This is a genomic window from Curtobacterium sp. MCBD17_035, from assembly GCF_003234815.2.
In the GTDB taxonomy this organism is placed as follows: Bacteria; Actinomycetota; Actinomycetes; order Actinomycetales; family Microbacteriaceae; genus Curtobacterium.
The window spans coordinates 3,232,937-3,255,551 of the sequence record NZ_CP126279.1; the positions used below are offsets into that span (position 1 = coordinate 3,232,937).

Annotated in this window: 23 protein-coding genes; 5 read left to right on the forward strand and 18 right to left on the reverse strand. The window is 72.6% G+C overall.

From position 1 onward, the window contains the following. Positions 1-43: 43 nt before the first annotated feature. The 8 genes from rbsD to DEI93_RS15325 form a co-directional block, all read right to left on the reverse strand. Positions 44-427 (reverse strand): D-ribose pyranase, encoded by a 384-nt coding sequence (rbsD, locus tag DEI93_RS15290; RefSeq protein WP_111120707.1) that lies wholly within the window; start codon positions 425-427, stop codon positions 44-46. Further along, positions 424-1,347 (reverse strand): ribokinase, encoded by a 924-nt coding sequence (locus DEI93_RS15295; protein WP_111120709.1) that lies wholly within the window; start codon positions 1,345-1,347, stop codon positions 424-426. Before DEI93_RS15295 ends, rbsD begins: the two co-directional genes overlap by 4 nt. Beyond that, the gene (locus DEI93_RS15300) at positions 1,344-2,288 is read right to left on the reverse strand and encodes a substrate-binding domain-containing protein (RefSeq protein ID WP_111027862.1); all 945 of its coding nucleotides are present in this window, start codon (positions 2,286-2,288) and stop codon (positions 1,344-1,346) included. Before DEI93_RS15300 ends, DEI93_RS15295 begins: the two co-directional genes overlap by 4 nt. Before the next feature lie 139 nt (positions 2,289-2,427). Beyond that, entirely contained in the window at positions 2,428-3,399 is a 972-nt protein-coding gene (locus DEI93_RS15305; protein ID WP_111011670.1) for an ABC transporter permease, read from the reverse strand. Positions 3,400-3,504: 105 nt separating this feature from the next. Further along, positions 3,505-5,007 carry a sugar ABC transporter ATP-binding protein gene (locus DEI93_RS15310; RefSeq protein ID WP_111120711.1) on the reverse strand — a complete coding sequence of 501 codons (1,503 nt, stop codon included), beginning with the start codon at positions 5,005-5,007 and terminating at the stop codon, positions 3,505-3,507. 1 nt (position 5,008) lies between these two features. Next, positions 5,009-6,073, reverse strand: a complete 1,065-nt coding sequence (locus tag DEI93_RS15315) for a LacI family DNA-binding transcriptional regulator (RefSeq protein ID WP_111120713.1) — start codon at positions 6,071-6,073, stop codon at positions 5,009-5,011. A 320-nt stretch (positions 6,074-6,393) separates the two neighbouring features. Next, on the reverse strand, positions 6,394-7,377 hold the full coding sequence (locus DEI93_RS15320; RefSeq protein ID WP_258372367.1) for an NADP-dependent oxidoreductase: 984 nt from the start codon (positions 7,375-7,377) through the stop codon (positions 6,394-6,396). A gap of 133 nt (positions 7,378-7,510) precedes the next feature. Then, positions 7,511-9,403 (reverse strand): glycoside hydrolase family 43 protein, encoded by a 1,893-nt coding sequence (locus DEI93_RS15325; RefSeq protein WP_111120725.1) that lies wholly within the window; start codon positions 9,401-9,403, stop codon positions 7,511-7,513. Between the two features lie 236 nt (positions 9,404-9,639). Between DEI93_RS15325 and DEI93_RS15330 the strand changes: the two genes are divergently transcribed. Next, positions 9,640-9,807, forward strand: a complete 168-nt coding sequence (locus tag DEI93_RS15330; RefSeq protein WP_181435254.1) for a hypothetical protein — start codon at positions 9,640-9,642, stop codon at positions 9,805-9,807. 71 nt (positions 9,808-9,878) lie between these two features. Here DEI93_RS15330 and DEI93_RS15335 read toward each other — a convergent pair whose 3' ends face one another. Beyond that, positions 9,879-10,568 (reverse strand): hypothetical protein, encoded by a 690-nt coding sequence (locus DEI93_RS15335; RefSeq protein ID WP_111011644.1) that lies wholly within the window; start codon positions 10,566-10,568, stop codon positions 9,879-9,881. Positions 10,569-10,800: 232 nt separating this feature from the next. Then, complete coding sequence (locus tag DEI93_RS15340) at positions 10,801-11,361, reverse strand: zeta toxin family protein (RefSeq protein ID WP_111120723.1); 561 nt, start codon at positions 11,359-11,361, stop codon at positions 10,801-10,803. Between the two features lie 48 nt (positions 11,362-11,409). On the opposite strand from DEI93_RS15340, the gene DEI93_RS15345 reads away from it, so the two are divergent. From DEI93_RS15345 to DEI93_RS15360, 4 genes are all read left to right on the forward strand, one after another. Then, on the forward strand, positions 11,410-12,183 hold the full coding sequence (locus DEI93_RS15345; protein ID WP_258372366.1) for an SGNH/GDSL hydrolase family protein: 774 nt from the start codon (positions 11,410-11,412) through the stop codon (positions 12,181-12,183). Between the two features lie 226 nt (positions 12,184-12,409). Further along, entirely contained in the window at positions 12,410-13,312 is a 903-nt protein-coding gene (locus tag DEI93_RS15350; protein WP_111120580.1) for an NAD-dependent epimerase/dehydratase family protein, read from the forward strand. Positions 13,313-13,339: 27 nt separating this feature from the next. After that, positions 13,340-13,603, forward strand: coding sequence for a type II toxin-antitoxin system Phd/YefM family antitoxin (locus DEI93_RS15355; RefSeq protein WP_111120579.1), 264 nt, complete (start codon positions 13,340-13,342; stop codon positions 13,601-13,603). Further along, complete coding sequence (locus DEI93_RS15360; protein WP_111120578.1) at positions 13,600-13,998, forward strand: type II toxin-antitoxin system VapC family toxin; 399 nt, start codon at positions 13,600-13,602, stop codon at positions 13,996-13,998. The genes DEI93_RS15355 and DEI93_RS15360 overlap by 4 nt, the downstream gene beginning before the upstream one ends. 17 nt (positions 13,999-14,015) lie before the next feature. Here DEI93_RS15360 and DEI93_RS15365 read toward each other — a convergent pair whose 3' ends face one another. Genes DEI93_RS15365 through DEI93_RS15400 form a run of 8 tightly spaced genes read right to left on the reverse strand, consistent with a single transcriptional unit; the run spans position 14,016 to position 22,614 of the window. Beyond that, positions 14,016-14,984, reverse strand: coding sequence for a ketopantoate reductase family protein (locus DEI93_RS15365; RefSeq protein WP_111120577.1), 969 nt, complete (start codon positions 14,982-14,984; stop codon positions 14,016-14,018). Next, complete coding sequence (locus DEI93_RS15370; RefSeq protein WP_111120576.1) at positions 14,981-16,678, reverse strand: DUF885 domain-containing protein; 1,698 nt, start codon at positions 16,676-16,678, stop codon at positions 14,981-14,983. Before DEI93_RS15370 ends, DEI93_RS15365 begins: the two co-directional genes overlap by 4 nt. Before the next feature lie 24 nt (positions 16,679-16,702). Then, positions 16,703-17,518 carry an SDR family NAD(P)-dependent oxidoreductase gene (locus tag DEI93_RS15375; protein ID WP_111120575.1) on the reverse strand — a complete coding sequence of 272 codons (816 nt, stop codon included), beginning with the start codon at positions 17,516-17,518 and terminating at the stop codon, positions 16,703-16,705. Continuing rightward, the gene (locus DEI93_RS15380; RefSeq protein WP_111011638.1) at positions 17,515-18,432 is read right to left on the reverse strand and encodes a MurR/RpiR family transcriptional regulator; all 918 of its coding nucleotides are present in this window, start codon (positions 18,430-18,432) and stop codon (positions 17,515-17,517) included. The genes DEI93_RS15375 and DEI93_RS15380 overlap by 4 nt, the downstream gene beginning before the upstream one ends. Before the next feature lie 36 nt (positions 18,433-18,468). Then, a complete protein-coding gene (locus DEI93_RS15385; protein WP_111011637.1) occupies positions 18,469-19,449 on the reverse strand; it encodes an isoaspartyl peptidase/L-asparaginase family protein in 981 nt (326 codons plus the stop codon). Beyond that, positions 19,446-20,285, reverse strand: coding sequence for a M55 family metallopeptidase (locus DEI93_RS15390; RefSeq protein ID WP_111027856.1), 840 nt, complete (start codon positions 20,283-20,285; stop codon positions 19,446-19,448). Before DEI93_RS15390 ends, DEI93_RS15385 begins: the two co-directional genes overlap by 4 nt. After that, on the reverse strand, positions 20,282-21,562 hold the full coding sequence (locus tag DEI93_RS15395) for an ABC transporter ATP-binding protein (protein WP_111120574.1): 1,281 nt from the start codon (positions 21,560-21,562) through the stop codon (positions 20,282-20,284). The genes DEI93_RS15390 and DEI93_RS15395 overlap by 4 nt, the downstream gene beginning before the upstream one ends. Further along, a complete protein-coding gene (locus tag DEI93_RS15400; RefSeq protein ID WP_111014195.1) occupies positions 21,559-22,614 on the reverse strand; it encodes an ABC transporter ATP-binding protein in 1,056 nt (351 codons plus the stop codon). Before DEI93_RS15400 ends, DEI93_RS15395 begins: the two co-directional genes overlap by 4 nt. Position 22,615 lies beyond the last annotated feature (1 nt).

Here is a 22,615-nt window from a genome sequence, read left to right on the forward strand (position 1 = left end):
ACGGAGGCGCGGCGGACGACGGAGCCGCCCTGGTCCGGACGCGTCAGAACGGCACGCCGCACACGAGCACGACGTTCGCGAACGGCGTCGCCTCACCGGTGCGGACGAACAGCTTGGCGCCCGCGGACATCCGCTTCAGCGCCTCGTGGTCCACGTGCCGGACGCCGTCGAACCGTGCGGTGATCCACCCCTCGGCCTCGGTGCCCACGACCTCCTCCGCCGCGGTGCAGTCCTGGAACACGGCGTCGCCGAGAAGCGCGTCGAGGACGTCCTCGAACCGCGGCACCCCGTGGACGACGGCCAGGTCGACGAGCGGGACGCCCGGCGGGATCGGCAGACCGCAGTCCGCGACGACGACGAGGTCCCCGTGTCCCAGGCGGCTCAGACCGGCGTTGAGCTCGGCGTTGAGGATGCCGGCGCGCTTCACGCGGTCACCTCCGGCAGGGTGTCGTCGAGCGTCGGGTACGACGGCTGCGTCCCGGCCCCCTGCACGGCGAACGCACCGACCCGCACCGCGTGCCGCACGCCGTCGAGCAGGGACTCCCCGGCCGCGAGGCTCGCGCTGAGGGCGCCGACGAACGCGTCGCCCGCGCCGGACGTGTCGACCGCGTCGACCCGGGGTGACGGCACCGCGGTGGTGCCGGTCGCCTCCGCGACGACCGCGCCGCGGGCGCCGAGGGTGATGACGACCGTGCGGATGCCCTGCGCGAGCAGCGCGACCGCGAGCGCCTCCTCATCCGCCGGCACCGCGGCTCCCGGCACGAGTCGCGCGAGGACGAGGGCCGCCTCGTGCTCGTTCACGACGAGCGGATCGGCGAGACGGACGACCGCGGCGTCGATGTCGATGACGGGTGCGAGGTTGAGCACGACGCGACCACGGGCGTGACGGGCCGCGGCGGCGATCCCGGCGGCCGGGATCTCGCCCTGCATGACGACGACGGCCGCCTCGGCCACGACGGACGCGACGCGATCGACGGCCTCCGCGGTCATCGCGGCGTTGGCCCCCGGCACGACGACGATGGTGTTCTCCCCCGTCGCGTCGACCGTGACCGTCGCGAGCCCGGTGGGCTGGTCGACGACGCCGACGTGCGCGACGTCCACCCCGCTCTCGGCCAGGAGGACCGTGGCGACCTCCGCGGATCCGTCATCGCCGACGAGCCCCACCATGACCGTGGCGGCGCCCCGACGGGCGGCCGCCACGGCCTGGTTCGCGCCCTTGCCGCCGGGCAGGAGGGTCATCGAGGTGGCGATCAGCGTCTCACCCGGGGACGGGTGCCGGTCGACGGTGACGACCTGGTCGACGTTGAGCGATCCGACGACGACCACGGTTCCGGCGGCCGTGCTCACTTGCTGAAGGTGTCGACGTTGCTCTTGGTGACCGACAGCACCGGGACCGACACGGTCTTCGTGGCCTTGCCGTCGATCGCCTTGAGCGCCTGGTCGATCGCGAGCGAGCCGAGCTTCGCCGGCTGCTGGGCGATGGTGCTGCTCAGCGTGCCGTCCTTGATCGCGGCGAGGCCGTCGTCCTCGCCGTCGAAGCTCGCGACCTCGACGCTCGAGCCCGCCTTCGACCCGAGTGCCTTGATCGCCCCGAGGGCCATCTCGTCGTTCTGCGCGAAGATGCCGACGATGTCGGGGTGGGCCTGCAGCAGGTTCGTGGTGACGTCGAGCGCGGTGGCGCGGTCGAAGTTCGCCGTCTGCTCGCCGACGACGTGGATGCCGGGGTACTGCTTGATGCCCTCGGTGAAGCCCTTGCCGCGGTCACGGGCGGCCGACGTGCCCGCCTGGCCCTCGAGGACGAGGATGTCGCCCTTCTTGCCGATCGCCTTGGCGAGGTCGTCCGCCGCCTGCTTGCCGCCGGCGACGTTGTCGCTCGCGATGAACGAGGCCACGTCCGCACCGTTGACCGTGCGGTCGACGGCGACGACGGGGATGTCCGCCTTGTTGAGCGCCTTGACCGACGGGCCGGCGGCGTCGGAGTCGACGGGGTTGACGATGATGGCCTTGGCGCTGCCGGAGGACGCGGTCTGCAGCTGGTTGGCCTGCTGTGCGGAGTCGTTCTGCGCGTCGACGACCTCGAGGTCGACACCCTTCTTCTTCGCTTCGGCCTTGGCGCCGTCGCGCACCTCGACGAAGAACGGATTGTTGAGGGTCGAGAGCGCGAGCACGACCTTCTGGTCGCCGCCGGAGCCGCCGCCGCCAAAGCGGCTGCAGCCCGAGGCGCCGAGCATGACGAGGGCGGCGACGGTGCCGACGGTGGCGACCTTCTGGAAGGAGGAGAACTGCATCGTTGGGGTCCTTGGTCTGTCTGTGGTGCTGGTGGGGGGATGAGGGAGTCGTACTGATGGGGGTCGGTGTGCCGGGAGGGTCGCCTCCCGACCGGCTGGCGGCCACCGGCCCGCCGGTGCCCGCCGGGGTGGTGCGCGGTCAGCTGCTGCGCGTCTTGCGGCGGAGCACGTCGACTCCGACGGCGAGCGCGATGACGAGGCCGATGACGACCTGCTGCCAGAACGAGCTGACGTTGAGCAGGTTGAGGCCGTTGCGGATCACGACGAGCACGAGCGCGCCGATGAAGGTGCCCGAGATCCGACCGACACCGCCCGCGAGCGAGGCGCCGCCGATCACGACCGAGGCGATCGCGTCGAGCTCGTACCCGCTGGCCGCCTGCGGCTGGGCGGAGTCGAGGCGCCCTGCGAGCAGCAGCCCGGCGAGCGCGGCGAACAGCCCGGACAGGCCGAACACGATGACGACGATGCGCTTGACCGGCAGACCCGACAGGCGCGCGGCCTCCGCGTTCCCGCCGACGGCGTACATCGAGCGGCCGAGGACGGTGCGGTTGAGGATGAACGAGGCGACGAGCGCCGCGAGGACGAGCACGATGATCGGCACGGGGACGGGCCCGATGTCGCCGCCGAGGAACGACACCTGCGGCGAGGTCGGCACGGGGTTGCCGTCGGAGATCACGAGGGTCAGGCCGCGGGCGACGCTGAGCATCGCGAGGGTGGCGATGAACGAGGGCAGCTTGCCGTAGGCGCCGGCGAGGCCGTTCACGACCCCGGCGAGCAGGCCGGCGACGAGGCCGCCGAGCAGGGCGAGCCAGCCCGGGAGGCCCGCGGTGCTGAAGAACCAGCCGGACACCATCGCGGACAGTGCGGCCACGGAGCCGACCGAGAGGTCGATCCCGCCGGCCACGATGACGAACGTGACGCCGAACGCGAGCACCGCGACGGTCGAGACCTGGATGCCGATGTTGATGATGTTGCGGCCGGTGAGGAAGTCCGGTGTCGCGATGAACAGGGCGATGCAGAGGACGACGAGGCCGACCAGCGCCCCGTTGTCGGCGAGGAACTTCTTGAAGGAGAAGGACCGCGCGGGGGCCTTCACGGTGGTCGTTGACATGCGACGGGTGCTTTCTGATGGGTACTGCGCTGTACGCGTGGGGGGAGGAGCGACCGTCCGCTCGGGGCGGTCGTGGCGGGGCGTGGTGGGGCCGTGCCCCGGGAGTCAGACGGTCTCGACGTCGCGGGCGGCGAGGTTCATGACGCGGTCCTCGGTCGCCTCGGCTCCGGGGATCTCGCCGGCGATGCGGCCGTCCCGCATGACGAGCACGCGGTCGCTCATGCCGAGCACCTCGGGTAGCTCGCTCGACACCATGACGACCGCGCCGCCCGCCGCCGTGATCGTGTTGATGAGCTCGTAGATCTCGACCTTCGCGCCGACGTCGACGCCGCGGGTGGGTTCGTCGAGCAACAGCACGCTCGACCCGGCGAGGATCCACCGACCGAACACGGCCTTCTGCTGGTTCCCGCCGGACAGCGAGCCGATCGGCTGGCCGATGTCGTGCATCCGGATCCGCAGCCGGTTCGCGACCTCCTCGGCCCGGCGCTTCTGCCCGGCGAAGTCGACGAGGCCACCGCGCGCGGTGGAGGCGAGGGTCGCGTACCCGAGGTTGTCGTTGACGGACGCACCGAGGACGAGGCCCTGTGCCTTCCGGTCCTCGGGGACGTGTCCGATGCCCGCGCGGACCGCTGCCGCGATGCTCTTCTTCGGCAGCACCTGACCGCGGACGCGGACCGTTCCCGAGTCGTAGCCGTCGGCGCCCGCGATGGCACGGACGAGCTCGGTGCGCCCGGCGCCGACGAGGCCCGCGACGCCGACGATCTCGCCGGCGCGCACGGAGAAGCTGACGTCCTCGAAGCGACCGGCCGAGGTCAGGTGCTCGACCTGGAGCACCTCGGACGCGGTGTCGATCACCGCGGTACCCGAGGGGTACTGCTCCTCGATGCTCCGGCCGACCATGAGCCCGACGAGTTCCTGCTCGGGCGTGGTGGCCGGCACCTCGGCGACGAAGTGTCCGTCCCGGAGCACGGCGACCGTGTCCCCGATCTCGGCGATCTCGTCGAGATGGTGGCTGATGAACAGCATGCCGACGCCGCGGGCGCGGAGGTCCGCGACGACGCGGAAGAGCGCCTCGGTCTCGTGGCGGGTCAGCGCGGCGGTGGGTTCGTCGAGGATCAGGATCCGGGCCTCCTGGCTGAGCGCCTTCGCGATCTCGACCAGCTGCTGCCGCGCGATGCCCAGGCTCGACACCGGTGTCATGACGTCGACGTCGAGACCGATGGTGGCGAGCGCCGCCTCGGCCTGACGACGGAGTGCCTTCCGGTCGACCAGGCCGAACCGGGTCGGGATCCGGCCCATCATCACGTTCTCCGCGACGCTGAGCGACCCGACCAGGTTGAGCTCCTGGTGGATCGTGGCGATGCCGAGCTCCTCGGCCGCGGTCACGGACGGAATCGCGACCTCGCGGCCGTCGACGAGGATGCGACCGCCGTCGGGCTGGTGGATGCCGGACATCATCTTGATGAGCGTCGACTTGCCGGCGCCGTTCTCGCCGAGCAGCACCTGCACCTTCCCGGCGTGCACCTCGAGGGTGACGTCGGTGATGACCTGGACCGGTCCGAACGACTTGCTGACGCGATCGAGCGTCATGAGTGGCTGCGGGGACATGTCAGTTCCTCCCGGGACGGGACGGTTCGTCGGCGGAGCGCGACGATGCGGTCTGCCGATCGGTGGCGATGGGGTCGGCCGACGAGGCCCGGACGATGAGCTCGCTCGGCAGGCGGACGGAGGCGGGGTGGTTGCCGGCGATGACGTCGAGCAGGAGTTCGACGGCGACGCGGCCCATGTCCTCGACGTTGTGGGCGACGACGCTGAGCGCCGGTTCGAGCAGCGAGAACCACTCGATGTCGTCGAACGCGACGAGGGCGATGTCGACACCGATGCGGAGGCCGAGCCGGTTCAGGATCGCGATCGCGCCGACCGCCATGAGGCTGTCCGCGGCGAAGATCGCGGTCGGCGGCTCATCGAGGGCGAGGAGCGTGCTCACCCCTGCGGAGCCGGACGCGGCCTGGAAGTCACCGAACACGACGAGGTCCGGGTCGGCGCTCACCCCCGCCGTGGTGATCGCGTCCTGGTAGGCCTCGAACCGCTCGCGACCGGTGGAGACGCTCTGCGGGCCGGCGATGTAGCCGATGCGGGTGTGCCCGAGGGCGGCCAGGTGCTCGACCGTCTGGCGGATGCCCGTGCTGCTGTCCGTCGTGACGGTCGGCACGTCGATGCCGGGGACGACGCGGTCGACGAACACCGTCGGGATGCCCCGGTCGACCAGCTGCTGGACCGTCTCGGTGTCGTCACCCTGCGGCGCCACGATCACGCCGTCCACCCGCCGGGCGATGAGGGTGTCGAGGTACCGGTTCTGCTGCTCGGCACGCTCGTTCGCGTTGCCGAGCATGGTCACGTACCCGGTCTCGAGCGCGGCCTGCTCGACGGTGTGCGCGAGGTCCGCGAAGAACGGGTTCCGCACGTCCGAGACGAGGAGGCCGATGGTGTCCGTGCGGGTGGAGCGGAGCGCCCGGGCCTGCAGGTTCGGCCGGAAGTCGAGGTCGCGCGCGGCCTGTTCCACGAGCCGACGGGAGTCCTCGGACGTCGCCGGGTTGCCCGAGAGCACCCGCGACGCGGTCGCCGCCGAGACGCCGGCGCGCGCGGCGACGTCCTTGATGGTGACGGTGTTCATCGGTGAGCACTCCGTTGGGCGAGTTGTGGAATCGATTCCATGGGATCGATTCCACGACTGTACGGGGAGCGCCGCGGAGATGTCAAATGAGTCGGCGCGGATGGACCTCGACGCGCGCGACGGCCTGGCGCCCCGCCCCGTTCAGACCGGCCCGATCAGGCCAGGCCGGCCCCGCCCCGCCCCCGTGCGGCCCAGCGCCGCCCGGGTCGGCCGGACCGGACCGGACCGGACCGGACCGCGCCGCGCCGCGCCGGGCCGGGCCGCGCCGCGCCGGGCCGGGCCGCGCCGCGCCGGGCCGGGCCGGGCCGGAGCGTGATCGGCTACGGCACGAGCACGATCTTGCCGCGCGCGTGACCCTGCTCGAGCTCCGCGTAGGCGTCCTGCACGGCGTCGAGCGGGTACGTGGCGACGATCGGCACCGTGATCGTGCCGTCGGCGGCCTGGCCCGCGAGTTCGGCGAGGACCTCTTGGGACGCGGCGTCGACGCTCCCGTCGGTCTTCGCCCCGACCTCGGCCGCGGCCTCGTACGCGATGATCGTCTCGATGCGCGCCGCGGGGATCCCGAGCGCGATGCCCAGCCGCACGTACTCCGGCCCGTGCGTGTCGATGAGCGCGTCGATGCCGTTCGTACCCGCCTGCCGCACCCGGTCCTCCAGGCCGTCCCCGTACGCCACCGGACGCGCGCCGACCGAGCGGAGCCACTCGTGGTTCGCCTCGGACGCGACGGCGATGACGTCGACGCCCTTCGCCACGAGGAGCTGCGTCACGATGCCGCCGACGCCACCCGCCGCGGACGAGACGACGACGGTCTCGCCCGGGTGGGGGTCGACGGCCCGCACGGCGGCGTACGCGGTCGTCGCGGCGACGTCGAGCGCGCCTGCGATCTCCCACGACAGGCGCCGCGGCTTGGCGACGAGTTGCCCCTCGGGGACGCTGACGAACTCGGCCTGGCTCGACCGCTCCCACGACCACCCGAGGACCTCGTCCCCGACGGCCCACTGCGTGACGTCCTCGCCGATCGCCGCGACCACGCCCGCCAGGTCGGTGCCCTGTCCGGACGGGAACGTCGCCGGGAACTGCTCCGCCATCGCGCCCTGCCGGATCGCTGCCTCGCCGGGGTTCGTGCCCGCGGCGCGGACGCGGACGAGCACGCGGTCACCCGTGACCTCGGGCACCGGGACCTCGTCGACCCGGAGGACCGAGCGGTCGCCGTACGCGTCGAAGCTCACCGCCCGCATGGTCGTGGGCAGGTCGGCGTCACGGGTCGTGGTGGGGGTGTGGGTGTCTGGCGTGGAGTCGGTCACGCGGGGGACGCTACCCCGCGCTCCCCCGCCGCTTCTCCGCTTCTCCGCGAGATCGCAGTCGTTGCCGTTCTGGGTTGTGCCAGAACGACAACAGCTGCGATCTCGCAAGTGTCCCGGGTGCGGGTGCGGGGGGTCAGCGCCCGAGCGTCACCGCCCCGCTGACGTGCAGGTAGTCGAACGTGCTCGTGAACCCGGAGGCCCCGAGCGAGATGAGCCCGATCCGCGGGTGCGCCCCGAGATCGGCCGTCCACGTGCCGCCCTTGACGAAGTGCCGCCCGTCGACGCTCGTGTACGCGGTGTAGGCGCTCTTCCCCTCGACCGTGTGGTGCACGATCCGGAGCGTCGTCCAGTCGCCGACCGGACCGACCACCATGTTCCCGTAGTTCGGGGCGCCCGCCGGCTGCGGGGTGACCTCCTTGCCGAACTCGGTCTGCCGGGTGTCGTAGATCGAGTTGGACACGAGGCGGATGTAGTTGCCGTCGTCCCCGTACACGATGAGACCGCCCTGCGCGTAGTTCACGCCATCGCCGGTCGCGGGCGTGTCCACCGACACCTTCGTCTCGACCACGTAGTCACCGGCCGGCGCGGGCTCCGTGAGCACCGAGGCGAGCGGCGTCGCCGGCGGGTGCAGGTCCGCGGCCTGCGTCTGCCAGCGGAACGCACCGCCGCTCACGGAGTACGTCGACGGGTCCGGCTGCCGCGTCCACGCGAGCGACGACGGGAGGCTCGTCCCGGCGAAGTCGGTCGAGGCCGCCCGGACGGGACGGCCGGGCACGGTGACCGGCGCGAGGGTCGGCCGGTAGGTGGGCCGCTCCCCCGGCTGCGCCACGGGCCCGGCCTCACGCTGATCGGACGGTCCGGCACCCCCGCGGACGGTCGGCCAGCCGTTCACCCAGTCGAGCGGGTCGATGAGCGCCGGTCGCTTCGTGTACGTCGGCTGGCCCGCGTAGTACGGGTCGTTCTGGTCGACCGCGTGGTAGATGATCCAGTCCTGCCCGGCGAAGTCGGTGACGACCGTGTTGTGCCCGGTGCCCACCCAGCGGTTGCCGTTCTGCGCGAGGAGGGGCGTGCCTCCAACCCGGGTGCTGAGGATCGAGACGCCGTCCTGGTCGAGGAACGGGCCGAGCGGACTGCGGGACCGCGCGACGAACACGCCGTACCCGGTGAGGGCACCGTTGCAGCAGTTCGTGGCGGAGCCCATGAAGTACCACCAGCCGTCGTGCTGGGTGATGTACGTACCCTCGTACCGGTTGTCGATCGCGATCGGCTGTTCGGTGGCGGGCAGCGACCGGAGGCCGTCAGCCGTCAGCTGCCGGACGTTGACGCCGCCGTAGTAACTGCCGAAGTACAGGTACGTCGCGCCGTTGGCGGTGACCACCTCGGGGTCGAACTCCCAACGCTTCCCCTGACCGTTCGCGGCCTCCTGCGGGGCGACCACCGGGCCTCCTGAATCGGTCCACGGTCCGGTCGGGCTCGTGCTCGTCGCGACGCCGACGGCCGACCCGCCGCCGGTTGCCGCGGTCGCGGTCGGCGTGTCCGACGCGGCGTAGTACATGAAGTACGTGCCGGGACGCCCGTGGGCGCCCGCGCGGTACACGACGTCGGGGGCCCAGATCCCGTTCGCTGCACCGACCCAGGCCGGCTTCGTCGTGAACGCGTCACCGACGTACGTCCAGTGCGTCAGGTCCGTGGAGCGGTAGGTCGGGACGGTGTGCTGTACGAGCGATCCGTCGGCGTTCGTCTCGGTCGCGGTGAGCGCGTCCGACGTGCAGTACAGGTACCAGTTCCGGTCGCGCCCGGCGCCGTGGATGGCGGTCGGGTCGGCGCAGCTCGCGGCCGTCTGGCCGTCCGGGAGGCGCAGGGCCATCGGGTTCTGGTAGCTCGCGGGCGTCGCCGGGCCGCGATGCGCGGGGACGGCGACGGTCCGCGGTGGGGCCGCGGCCGGTGCCGCCATGGCCGGGAGGGACAGGGCCGGGGCCCCGATGAGCGTTGCGGCCGCGATCACGGTCGCCAGGATTCGGCGCACGGTTGCTTCTCTCTCGTCGTTGAGGAGTGGTGGCGTTCACGCTACCCACGACCCCGCTCGCCGTCCACCGTCGCGGAGCAGGACGTCAGGCGCAGCGCTTGCACGGAACGCGCACGCTGTCTACCCCTGTTCGCGGGCCAGGATAACCCTTATTGTTTGAGCATCACTCGCACGAATGCGGCGTCAGCTGACGACAGGGCGTCAGCGCCGCATCGGCCAGGGACCCGAGGAACGACATGAGCCGATACGAGATGCAACCCGGTGTGGCACCCGCCCAGATCCGCTTCTTCCGCAAGGCGGCGGCCGTTCCGCCGCGACGGCCCACCGGTACGACCGAGGACACCGTCCGGTACGAGGACTTCTTCCGCAACGGATCCCCGATGCGGCGGCGGAACGCGGCCTGAGGGCGCGCATCGGCGGGGCCGGGACGGTCACTCGCGGGGAGCGGGACGGTCACTCGCGCGGAGCGGGACGGTCACTCGCCGGGGAGCGACAGCTTCGATCCGCTGGGACCACGACCGGTGGGCCGACGCGGTGGTGCGACCTCCGGCAGCGGCGGCAGGGCCTCGGCGCGGCGTCGGGCGAGCTCCATGCGGCCGAGTCCGGTCACCGCGGCGATGAACGTCGAGGACTGGAGCAGCCCGAGACCGAGCGGTGTGAACAAGGAGAAGGCGAACCGCCCCTCGAGACCAACGGCGGCCACGCCGAGCCACACGAGTGCCCATGCGGCCGGGAGCCACAGTGTCCGGGCAGCGCTCAGGACGAGCCCGTCGCGCGCACGCTCGGCGGCGGCGATCACCAGGTCGCGGTCCTCCGGGGCCATCGCCGGTGGCCGCGGGGCGAACTGTCGGGCGATGCGTTCCTGGCGGCGCCAGTTGCCCGATGGGATGAACGCCCAGAGCGGTGGCGACGCGAGCGACAGGCGGTGGGACGCGGCGGCGCCCGAACCGAACGCGGCCGCGATGAGCACCAGGCCGACGACCACCAGCGGGGCCGGCGTCGTCGCCCAGTGCCAGACGATCTCGGTCAGCGAGGCTGCCGTCCCGACCGCCGTGGCCACGCTGCCGGCGATGATCGTGCGCCGTCGACGGACCTCGACGCTCACGAGCTCGGGGTACCTCGCGCGGACGATCACCCACCCGGTGCGGAACGGAGCGTCGGCCATGCACACGATCCTGGCCTGCTCGCTGACGTGACGTGCGGGCCGCATGCGGCGAGACCGGTACGACCGGTTGTACTCACCCCATGAAGACCGCGATCTCGGTTCCGGACAGCGACTTCGAACACTTCGAGCGCGTTGCAGCGCAACTTGATGACGCAGGTCGCGGCGGGCATCCGGCTCGTCCTGGGCATCTGACCGCGACGACGGCCCTGCGAGCGGATGGGCTGCCCGACGCTCAGCGCACTGGAGGCCCCCACCCGACCGCATCGAGCACCGCGGTGGCAACCCTCCCGGGGTCGTCGCCGTCGACCGACACCACGTGATCGTGGACGTCAGCACCGTCGAGGACCGCGTCGAGCTCCTCCGCGCGGTCGAGGTGCCAGTCGCGCTCCGCTCCGGGCGCGTGCCGCACGAGCAGTCGCCGTCGGAGTTCGCCGGCCGTCACCACCAGCCGACAGGTGACGATCGTCTCGGCGACGGCCTCCTCGAGCGCGCTCCGGTCCTCCACGGTCTCCGCGACGCCCGCGAGCACGAGCCGCTCGGCACCGGCGTCCCACGCGTTCCGCGCCACCGCCGCGAGGTTCCGCGCGAGGAGCGCTCCGTTGAACCGGTCGTCCGGCGGTGCGGGCCACACGCGACGGAGGGCGTCGAGATCCACCACCGCATGCGGTAGCCCCCGCTCGCGGAGCAGTGCACCGACCGCGTCGGCCGTGGTCGTCTTGCCCGCGCCGACCGTGCCGTTGAGCAGCAGGACCCGCGGAGGGACCCGTTGCGCGGTCGAGCCCGGGGCGGTCATGGCGGCAGCTTACGGACGGGCGCGTCACCGCAGGAGCAGGATCGACCCGTGCAGAGATCGTTGAGCAGCTACGCGGCCATCGGTGACAGTTTTGCCGAGGGGATGGGTGACGAACGGCCGGACGGCACTCCTCGCGGGTGGGCGGACCTCGTCGCCCAGGGGATCGCGGCGGCGGCGGCCGGCCCGGTCACGTACGCCAACCTCGCCATCCGCGGCCGACTGCTCGCGCCCCTGCTCGACGAGCAGCTCGAGCCGGCCATCGCACTCCGTCCCGACCTGCTGAGCATCAGCGGCGGGAACAACGACCTCATCCGCGCCCGCGTCTCGGTTGCTGCGGTCACCGCCCGGCTCGAGGCCGCGATCGACCGTGCGGTGGCCTCCGGCGCCGAGGTCGTGTTCGTCACGGTGGCGAACATGACGCGGAACCTGCCGGCCGGGCGCCTCGTCGAGGGGCGCGGCAACCAGTTCGCGAGCGCGATCCGGCAGTGGGCCAGCAAGGACCACGTGACCGTGGTGGACAACTGGACGGACGAGGAACTGATGGAGCCGCGCTACTGGTCACCGGACAAACTGCACCTCAACGCCCTCGGGCATCGGCGGGTGGCGGGCAACGTGCTGGCCGCACTGGAGGTTCCCCTCCCCCCGTTCCCGGAGGAGCTCCCACCGGAGGTGGTGCGGCAGTCGCGCGCCGCCTACTGGCGCGAACACGTGCTGCCCTGGATCGGCCGCCGTCTCACCGGCCGCTCGTCGGGCGACGGCCGGGAGCCCAAGCGGGCGACCCTCCAGCCGGTGGACCTCCCCTGGAGCTCCCGCACGCCGTGACGGAGCACGGCTGCGTCGGGCGGTCGCTCCAGATCGCACTCGTCGCCGTTGTGGAGGCGCCCAGAACGGCAACGAGTGCGATCTCGCGGAAGGGGGGAGGCCGGGCGCCGGGGCCGGGCGCCCGGGGCCGGGGGTCAGGCCACGACCACGCACCGCGTACGTTCGGACTGGTTCCGGCCCTCCCGGTCGGACGGACCGCGGGCTGCCCGCGCAGGAGGAACACACCATGAAGGTCGTCGTCACTGGTTCCCGGGGCAAGGTCGGACGCCCCACCGTCCAGGCGTTCGTCGACGCGGGGCACGAGGTGCTCGGCGTCGACCTCGTCCGCCCGGTGTTCGACGCCGGGGTCGTCGTCCCCGGGAGGTACGTGCAGGCGGACCTCACCGACGCGGGCTCCGCGTACGCCGTGGTCGCCGGTGCGGACGCCGTCGTGCACGTCGCCGCGATCCCGCAGCCGACCGGCAACCCGCCACACGTGGTGTTCCAGACGAACCTGATGTCGACGTTCAACCTGATCGAGGCCGCGGTGCAGTTCGGCGTCCGCCGGTTCGTCAACGTGTCGAGCGAGAGCATCGTCGGGAACTTCTTCCCCGAACGGCCGTTCCTGCCCGACTACCTGCCGGTCGACGAGGACCACCCGCAGTACCCGCAGGACCCGTACGCGCTGTCGAAGGCGTTCGGCGAGCAGCTCATGGACGCCGCGGTGCGTCGTTCCGACATCCGCGCGATCTCGATCCGGCCGAGCACCGTGCACAACGAGGACAACTACGAGTCGAACCTCGGTCCGCAGGTGCGCGAGCCGTCCCGGACGAGCGCGAACTTCGGCAGCTACATCGACGCCGAGGACCTGGCGGATGCCCTGGTGCTCGCGGCCGAGTCCGACCTGCCCGGGCACGAGGTGTTCTACATCGCTGCGGCCGACAACGCCGGGGGGCACGACTTCGCCGCCACGCTGCGCGAGCACCACGGCGACGCGATCGAGCTCCGCGAACTCGACCGTGTCGACGCGTCGGGGATCTCGATCGCGAAGGCGCGGCGACTTCTCGGCTGGAGCCCGAAGCGCTCGTGGCGCGACCACCTCGACGAGCAGGGGCACGCGCTCCCGGGCGCGAGGCCCGACGCGGCGTGACGCGTGGTCGCTGCTACATTGTGCTACGTGCAGACCATCACACATCGAGAGATGCGGAACAACAGCGGCGAACTCCTGCGGCGCGTGGAAGGCGGGGAGTCGGTGCAGATCAGCAACCACGGCCGCGTCGTCGCCGTGATCCAGCCCGTTGACGACGGCCTGGCCGCGCTCGCGGAGCGAGGGCAGGCTCGCCTCGCGCGCACTCCGGTCACCGCACTGGCGGGCATCCGACGCACGACCTCGACGGCCACCACGAAGGACATCATCGAGGACAGCAGGGGTCGCTGGTGACGACCGCCTACCTCGACACGTCGGCTGCGATGAAGCTCGTGGTCTCGGAGGCGGAGTCCGAGGCGCTCGTGGCCGAGATCAGCGGCTCGTCCCGTCACCTCGCTGCGTCGTGGCTGCTCCACACCGAGCTCCACTGCGCGGCCGGTCGGAATCCGACCAACGTGGGTCTCGACGCCGTCGGGCAGGTCCTCGACGCGGTCACGCTGGTCGATGTCACTCGTGGCGACCTCCTGGTCGCCGGCACACATGCTCCCCTGCGCTCGAACGACGCCATCCACTTGGCGACCGCGCTCCGACTCGGCGTCGACGAGATGATCACCTACGACGTGGAGCTGGCTCGGGCAGCGGCGGACGCAGGTCTGGTCGTGACCGCACCGGGGTCCGCTCGTCCCTGACGCTTCGCGTCCGACGGCTACCCCGCCGAGCCGGACTCCCCGACGGAGGCCGCGAACTCCGCCAACTCCTCCAGGTTCGCGACCTCGCACGTGCGGCGGCCCTCCTCGATGTCGTGGATCATCGCGACGATCCGGTCGAACACCGGCCCCTGGATGTCCTTGTGCACCTCGTCGACCTCGGTCTTGCGCTTGCGCACCATGAGGTCTCGGTAGATGCCGCTGCGGGCCTTGGCGCTCTTGCGGTTGAACGCGGCGAGCCGGTCGAGCGACCCGTCGAGGTCGTCGGGCACGAAGCCGTCGAACGACTCGACGGGGACGGGTGCCTGGTCGATGGCCTCCTGCGCCACGGCCGTCATGAGCGCCCGGTACGGCGGCAGCGACAGGGAGTCCGCGATCGTCAGGTCGGACACCGCGCCGGCCCAGAGCATCGCGCCGTAGGCCTCCTTGCCCCACAGGTAACCGAGCACGTTCTCGGTCGGCAGTGCGTACGGCAGGCTGTCCGCGAGCAGGCCGACCCGTGGCGTGGTCGGTCCGCCGCCGATCTCGCCGATCCGGAACGTCGCGACGTTGCCCTGCAGGATGCGGCCCGGGCCGAGGTAGTCGGCACCGAAGTTGACGAAGCTCGACACGACCCGGTCCGCGCCGACGGCGGCCTGCAGGGTGTCGGCGGTCAGGCCGTTCTGCACCGTCAGGACGAACCCGTCGGAGGCGAGCCGTCCCTCCAGGAGCGCCGCGGCGGACGCCGTGTGCAGGCTCTTCACCGCGACGATCGCGTGCTCGATCGTGTCGGGCAGGTCCTCGGGCGTGACGGCCGGAACGTGCGCGGTGAACTCCTCGACGGGCCCCTCGATGTGCAGGCCGTCGTCGTTGATCGCGGCGACGTGTGCCGTGTCGGCGTCGCAGAGCAGGACGTCGTGTCCGGCGCGGTGCATCCGAGCCCCGATGGTGCCGCCGATCGCGCCGGCGCCGATGATGGTGACCTTCATGCTGCTGTCCTCTCCTGCCACTGCGTGACGACTCCGCCGAGCACGGTGAGCGGCACCGCGCCGTTCCCGAGCACCGTGTCGTGGAACCGGATCAGGTCGAACCGGTCCCCGAGCGCACCCTGCGCGGCCGCCCGGAGCCGGAGGATCTCGCGGCGTCCGATCATGTAGGCCAGGGCCTGCCCGGGCCAGGCGATGTAGCGGTCGACCTCGCTGCGGACGTGCTCCTCGGTGGCGGCGGTGTTCGCGAGCATGAACTGCACGGCCTGCTCCCGCGACCACCCGAGGTGGTGGATGCCCGTGTCGACGACGAGCCGGCAGGCCCGGAGCGCGCGCATCGAGAGCATCCCGAGGCGGGCGACGTCGTCCGAGTACAGCCCGAGTTCGTCGGCGAGCTCCTCGGAGTACAGGCCCCATCCCTCGTTGAAGCTGCACGCCTCGACGTCGAGGTAGCGGCGGTAGCGGGGCACGTCGAGCTGCTGCGCCATCGCGAGCTGCATGTGGTGCCCGGGGACCGACTCGTGGAAGGTCAGGGCCTCGTACTCGTAGCGGTAGCGCTGCTCGGGCTCGTCGGCGAGCAGGCAGAAGGCGCCCGGGCGGCTGCCGTCGACCGCCGGGGGCCGGTAGTAGCCGAGGGCGCTGCTGCCCGCGTCGATCGGGTTGATCGGCTCGAGGGTGCACGCGGTGATGTCGTACGCGGGGAAGGCCGCGGGGCGCGCGGCCTCCGCCCGGTCGAGCGCGGCCTGCGCGTACCCGATGATCTCGTCCGTGGTCCGGAACCGCAGCGCCGGGTCCGTGCGCAGTCGCGCGGCGATCTCGACCGGCTCGGTGAGCCCGAGCGCGCGCTGTCCGATCGTCGCCCACTGTTCGCGGAGCAGCTCGAGTTCGTCGAGGCCGATGCGGTGGATCTCGTCCGGCGTCAGGGCGGTCGTCGTGTGCCGGGCGACCGCGGCGGCGTAGCCCTCGGCCCCGCCGGGGATCGTCGAGATCCCGACGCGGTCGTCCGGCCGCGCGAGCGGGTGCAGCTCGACCCGGAGCCGTTCGGCGAGCGCCGACATCGCGGGGCGCAGCCGCTCGTCGACGAGTGCCCGGGCGGCGTCGAACCACGGCGTCCCGCGCACGGCGGTGAGCAGGGCGTCGTCGTCGAGCGGGAGCGCGAGGTAGCCCTCGAGCTGCTCGATCGAGTGGCGCACACCCATGGCGGTGGGCACGCGTCCGCGCGACGCCTCGAGCAGGTACCGGTCGGCGAGCGCGGCGAAGGTCCCGCCGAGGCCGCCGATCCGGGCCAGGTACCGGTCCGCAGCGGCCTGGCCGGCGACGGTCATCGCGGGGACGGCCTGGAACACGAGGCCCTGCCGGCTGACGTACCCCTTGGCGCTCGCGTTCGCCGCCCACAGGCTGTGCTCGGCGTCCTGCTGCGCACCGCGGACGAGTGCGGTGAGCACGCCGTGGTCGACCCGGCCCGCGTCGTCGAGCCGGTCGACCGGGAGGGCCGCGGCGGCCTCCGCGATCGCCGCCAGGTCCGCGGCGGCACGCTCGCTCGCGTCCTCGCTCGGGTCACCGGGCAGGTGGTCGAACTCCGCGATGCCGAGGAGGGTCGCGTTGTAGGGGTCGTAGGTGTGCTCGGTGGCGAAGTACCGTTCGCCGAGGTCGGCGAGCTGCGCGTGGACGTCGGTGTCCGGTGGGGTGGTGGTCATGCTGTCCTCTCGGGAACGGGTGGCTCAGAAGAGCTGGTGTCCGCCGTCGATGGACAGCGTCTGGCCGCTGACCCATCCGGCGTCGGGTGCGACGAAGAACGCGACCCCGCGGGCGATGTCCTCGGGGGTGCCGGTGCGGCGGACCGCGATCCGCTCGACGAGGGCGCGCTGCCCGTCGGGGCCGTAGGAGTCCCACTGCGCCTGGGTCGTCGGGTTCGACAGGACGAATCCGGGCGCGATGCAGTTGACGGTGATGCCGTGCGGGCCGAGCTCGTGCGCCATCTGCCGGGTGAACCCGATCTGCGCGGCCTTCGACGTCGTGTACGCCTGGATGCCGGTGAGGCTCACGCTGCGGCCGGCACCGGACGACACGATGACGATCCGCCCGTAGCCGGCGGGCTTCATGATGCGGGCGGCGGCGCGGGTGCAGTTGCGGGCGGTCAGGACGTTCGCCGCCCAGACGGCGTCCCAGGCGGCGTCGGTGAGGTCCTCGATGGGTGTGTGGGTCTGGCCCACGACGCCGCCCGCGACGTTGACGAGCACGTCGCAGCGGTCGAGCGCGGCGAACCAGGCGTCGACCGCGGCGCTGTCGGCGAGGTCGAGGTCGTCGCGGTCGAGCCGGTGCACGACGGCGCCGGCGGCCTCGAGGTCGTCAGCCGTGCGCCGTCCGATGCCCTGCGCGGTCCCGGTGACCACGGCCACCTGGCCGGCGAGCGGTCCCGTGGCCGACGGCACGGGCTCCGGCGCCGGGGCGGGCGTGCCGTCCGGCCTCCGCGCGGCGGTACGCGCCGAGGCGGCCAGGGGCCACTGTCCGGTCGTGGTGGGCAACTCGTCGCTCATCGTTCCTCCTCGAGTTCGATGGCGCCGAGGTTGCCGGCGCCGACGGCCCGGGGGCCGGTCGTCGGCTCCCCTCGGTGTGCGCGGGAGATCCGGACCGAGTCCTCCCACTCCTTCATGCGTGCGAGGCCGCGGCGACCGCTCGCGCGGAGCACGCCCTCGACGAGCGCCTCGATGAGCACGAGCAGCGGTGCCATCGAGTCGAACGGGATCCCGTCCACCGTGACCGGCAGCACGACGTCGGCGCTCTCGGCCGCCGGGGACAGCGTGGTGTCGGTGATGACGACGACCGTGGCGCCCTGCTCCTTCGCGGCGGCGGCGGCCTCCTGCGCGGCGAGTTCGTGGCGCCGGAAGTCGATGACGACGACGACCGCACCCCGGCGCAGCCGCAGGAAGCGCCCGACGTCGTGCCCGAGCGGCTCGGCGAGGAACGCGACGTCGGGCAGGATCTGGTCGAGCTGCGCGGCGAACACCATGCCGAAGTAGCGGCTGAAGTACCCCCCGATGACGGCCACGTGCTTCGGCCGCTCCCCGAGCACGGCGACGGCGCGGTCGAACTCGCTCGGCGGCACGCACGTCCGGAGCGCCTCGATGAGCCCGACCCGCTCGGCGATGGCCCGGGCGAAGGTCCCGCTGCCGCCGTCGTGGGCGATGCCCTCCTGGGTGCGCTGGACGGGGCTGCCCATGTGGTGGGCGACCTCGTCGCGGAGCTTCGCCTGGAACGCGGGGTACGTGCCGAACCCGAGGCGCGCGACGAGCCGGAGCACCGTCGGCGTGCTCGTACCGGCGGAGCGCGCCAGGCTCGCCGCGCTGTCGAGTCCCGCACTCGGCCACGCGGCGAGCAGGGTGCGCGCCACCTTCTTCTCGGCGGGGCTGAGTTCGTCCATGCGGGCGAAGATCTCGTCGTTGATCGGCATGTCCCTCCTGGTGTGTCCGGTCCCGGGCCGACGGCCTCAGGTGCGGAGCACGAGCCGATCGCCGTCGTGGAACGCCGCGAACATCGTCGGCGAGTTGTGCGCCACGACGACCCGACCGTCCGCGTCGACGGACACGAGGCCGCCGCTGGCGTGGCGCGCAGTGAGTTCCTCGTCGATCGTGGCACGGACCGCGTCGGGCAGGCTGGCCCCGCCGTACCGCATGCGGGCGACGATGTCGTGGGACACGACTCCGCGGATGAACGCCTCACCCTCGCCGGTGCAGGACACCGCGGCCTGGCCGTTCCGCGCGTAGGTGCCGGCGCCGATGACGGGCGAGTCGCCGACGCGGCCGTCCTCCTGTGCCGACATGCCCCCGGTCGAGGTCGCCGCGGCGACCGTGCCCGAGGTGTCCCGGGCGACCGCACCGACCGTGCCGTGCCGCGGTGCGACGAGCCGGTCGGCGAGGATCCGGGCGAGCTGCTGCTGGCGCGCCTCGGTGATGAAGTACTCCTGCGCGGCCGTCTCGAGCCCCCAGCCGGCGACGAGGTCCTCGGAGGGGTCGACGATGAACAGGTGCGCGGACCGCTCCATGACGGCGCGGGCCAGCAGCACTGGGTTGCGTGCGTGCCGGGAGGCCGCGATCGCGCCCGCCAGGCCGGTCGCGCCGTCCATGACGGACGCGTCGAGCTGTGCCTCGCCCTCGGCCGTGAGCGCTGCTCCGCGTCCAGCGTTGAACAGGGGATCGTCCTCGAGCTGCTCGACGGCCGCACACACGGCGTCGAGGGCGGGACCACCGGCGCCCAGGACCGCCGACCCGGCCGCGTACGCGGCCGCGAGCCCGGCCTCGAACCGCTGCCGGTCCTCCTCGGCGAGTTCCGCGATCCGACCGCCCGCGCCGCCGTGCAGGGCGAGGGACCAGCCGCGCGTCGGCGCGATGTCCCAGATCCGGGTGCCCTGCGGGCGCGCGATGGCCTCTTCGTCGCGACGGCCCGCCTGCTCGGCCGCAGCCCCGGTCATCGGCCGCCCGCCTGCCGGGTGATGTAGTTGACGGCGACGAAGCGCGTGAACACCGACAGCAGGTCGCCGCCACTGATCGCGATGGTGCGCTCGGACACCCGGTCGACGCCGCCGACCCAGGTGGCGACGTCGGCCATGTCGGACGTCAGCACGTCGAGCTCCAGCGTCGTGTCGGCCGGGAGGTCCGGGGCGCGCATGCCGCCCGCGGTCACCTTCGCGACGGCTGCGGTCGCGGCAGCCCGGATCCGTGCGCACGACACGGCGGGGTGCAGGGCGTCGGCGCTCGCGCGGGTGATCGACGTCTTCGTGACGACGTGCTCGGCGTCGGGAGCGAACGGCTCCGTCTCGGTCCAGGTGACCTCGTCGCCGGTGACGAGCGCGATCGGGACGTCGTGGTGCGCCGCGACGAGGGCGTTGATGCCGCTCTCGCCGACCCAGGCGCCGTTCACCCGGGCCCCGGTGAACACCTCGGGGTTGTACGTGTGGGACAGCGTGGACGGCGCGCCGGAGATGCTGCCGTGGTAGCCGACGAGGAACGCCGCGTCGACCGAGGCATCGAGCCCCTGCACCATGTACATCGGCTTGTGGCGACCCGTGATCATCCGGACCACCTCGGGCTGCGCGATCGCCCGCGGGTCGAGGTTCGCCATGCGGCTGTGCGAGTCGTTGAGGAGCACCTCGGTGGCGCCGCCGGCGACCGCGCCCTCGATCGCGGCGTTCACCTCGGCCAGCAGCAGGTCGCATCCCAGGGCGTACCCGGGCGCGCCGGGACGGCACTGGTCCCAGTCGACGATGCCGGCGACGCCCTCCATGTCGTACGAGATCCAGATCTTCATGCGGGCCTTCCTTCGTGGGGCGCGGTCGGCTGGTGGGGCTCGGCCGGGTGGTGCGGTGCGGTGTGGTGCTGGGTGGGGTGGGCCGGGGTGGCGGTCTGGGGGCGGTCGACGGGATCGCCCTCGACGAGCGCGTCGGGATCGAGCAGGACCTCGGGTTCCGTGAGTGCGGGGTCGTCGAGTTCGATCGCCGGTTCGCGGAGCGGGTCGACGTCGCCGAGCTCGGCCGACCGGATACAGGCGGCGACGTGCGCGGCGGACGTTCCGTCGCCTCCCGGCAGGCCGCCGACGGACGTCGGACGCGCACCGATGACGACCGGCACCGGCTCGAGCGCGGGGTCGACGGTGCGGCAGGCGTCGACCGCGTACGGGCAGCGGGGGTGGAACCGGCAGCCGCTCGGGACGTCGAACGGGCTGGGCGGGTCGCCCTGCAGCGCGAGGCGGCTCATGGCGTCCTCGGTGCCCATGCGCGGGATCGAGTCGATGAGCGCCCGCGTGTACGGGTGCCGGGGGTTCCGGAACAGCTCGGCGGTGTCGGCGACCTCGACGATGCGGCCGAGGTACATGACCGCGACGCGCTGGCTCAGGTGCTGCACGACCGCGAGGTTGTGGGCGACGAACAGGATGCTCAGGCCGAGCTCGCGCTGGAGGCGGGCGAACAGTTCGAGGATCGTCGCCTGCACCGACACGTCGAGCGCTGACACCGGCTCGTCGGCGATGAGCACGTCCGGCCGCACGGCGATGGCGCGGGCGATCGCGATGCGCTGCCGCTGGCCGCCCGAGAACTGGCTCGGGTAGGCGTCGAGCGCGTCCTCGTCCAGGCCGACGAGCCCGAGGACCCGGATGCTCTCGGCCCGCACCTCGTTCCGCGGCACGATGCGGTGCAGGAGCAGGAGCTCGCGGAGCATCGAGCCGACGCTCATCCGCGGGTTGAGCGACGAGTACGGGTCCTGGAACACCATCTGGATGCGGCGTGAGGCCTCGCGGTCGCGGTGGACCGGCAGCGGGGCACCGTCGGCGTCGACCCGACCCGTCGTCGCGGTGACGCTGCCGACGAGGATCTTGGCGAGCGTCGACTTGCCCGATCCGGACTCGCCGACGAGCGCGAGGACCTCGCCGCGCCGGAGGTCGAGGTCGATGCCGTCGAGGGCCTTGAGCGCCGGACGCTCGGTGCGTCGGACGCGGTCGACGACGGTCACGGGCAGGGCGTACCGCTTCGTGACGCCCGTGGCGCTGAGGACGGCGCCGGTGTCGGGCACCGTGGGTGCGGTCGTGGTCATGCGGGGACTCCCTCGAACACCTCGTGCGTGCGGATGCAGGCGGCGGTGCGGCCGGGTCCGACGTCCTCCTGCGGCGGCATGGCGGTCGTGCACGCCTCGACGACGAACGGGCAGCGCGGCGCGAACGGGCAGCCGGACGGCCGGGCGGCCAGGTTCGGCGGGAACCCGGGGATCGGCACGAGTGCACGGTCGGGGTCGTCGAAGTCCGGCGCCGAGTCGAGCAGGCCCTTCGTGTACGGGTGCCGCGGGTCGGCGAACACGGCCTTGACCGGGCCCGTCTCCACCCGGTGGCCGGCGTACATCACCGCGACCCGGCTGCACGTCTGGTTGACGACGGCGAGGTCGTGCGTGACGAACGCGAGCGCGGCACCGGTGGCGTCGCAGAGCTCCTCGAGCAGCTGGAGCACCTGGTGCTGGACCGTCACGTCGAGCGCGGTGGTCGGCTCGTCGCAGAGCACGAGCTTCGGTGAACACGACAGCGCCATCGCGATCATGACGCGCTGCCGGAGCCCGCCCGACAGCTCGTGCGGGTAGGCCGCGGCGCGGCGCTCGGGATCCGGGATGCCCGTCCGGCGCATCATCTCGACGGCCAGGTCGTGGGCTGCGGCGCGCGAGAGCCCGAGGTACCGACGCGGCCCCTCGGCGATCTGGTCGCCCACGCGGAGCACCGGGTTGAGCGCGGTCATCGGCTCCTGGAACACCATGGCGATCTCGGGGCCCATGAGGCGGCGGCGTTCCTTCGCGCCGAGGCCCGCGAGGTCCCGCCCGCGGTAGCGGATCGCACCCGAGAGGACCGTGACGCCCTTCGGCAGCAGCCCCGCGATCGCCCGGAGCGTCAGGGACTTGCCCGAGCCGGACTCGCCGACGATCCCGAACCGCTCGCCCTCGGCGATGCTGAACCCCAGGTCCTCGACGATCCGGACGTCGGGGCGGCCCCGGCGTCGGATGCCGATGGTGAGGCCCTCGACCTCGAGCAGCGGTGCGGTCGTCGTGGTGCTCGCGTTCGTCGCCGCGGTCGTGGCCGTCGTCGGCATGTCGTGTCGTCCCTCCATG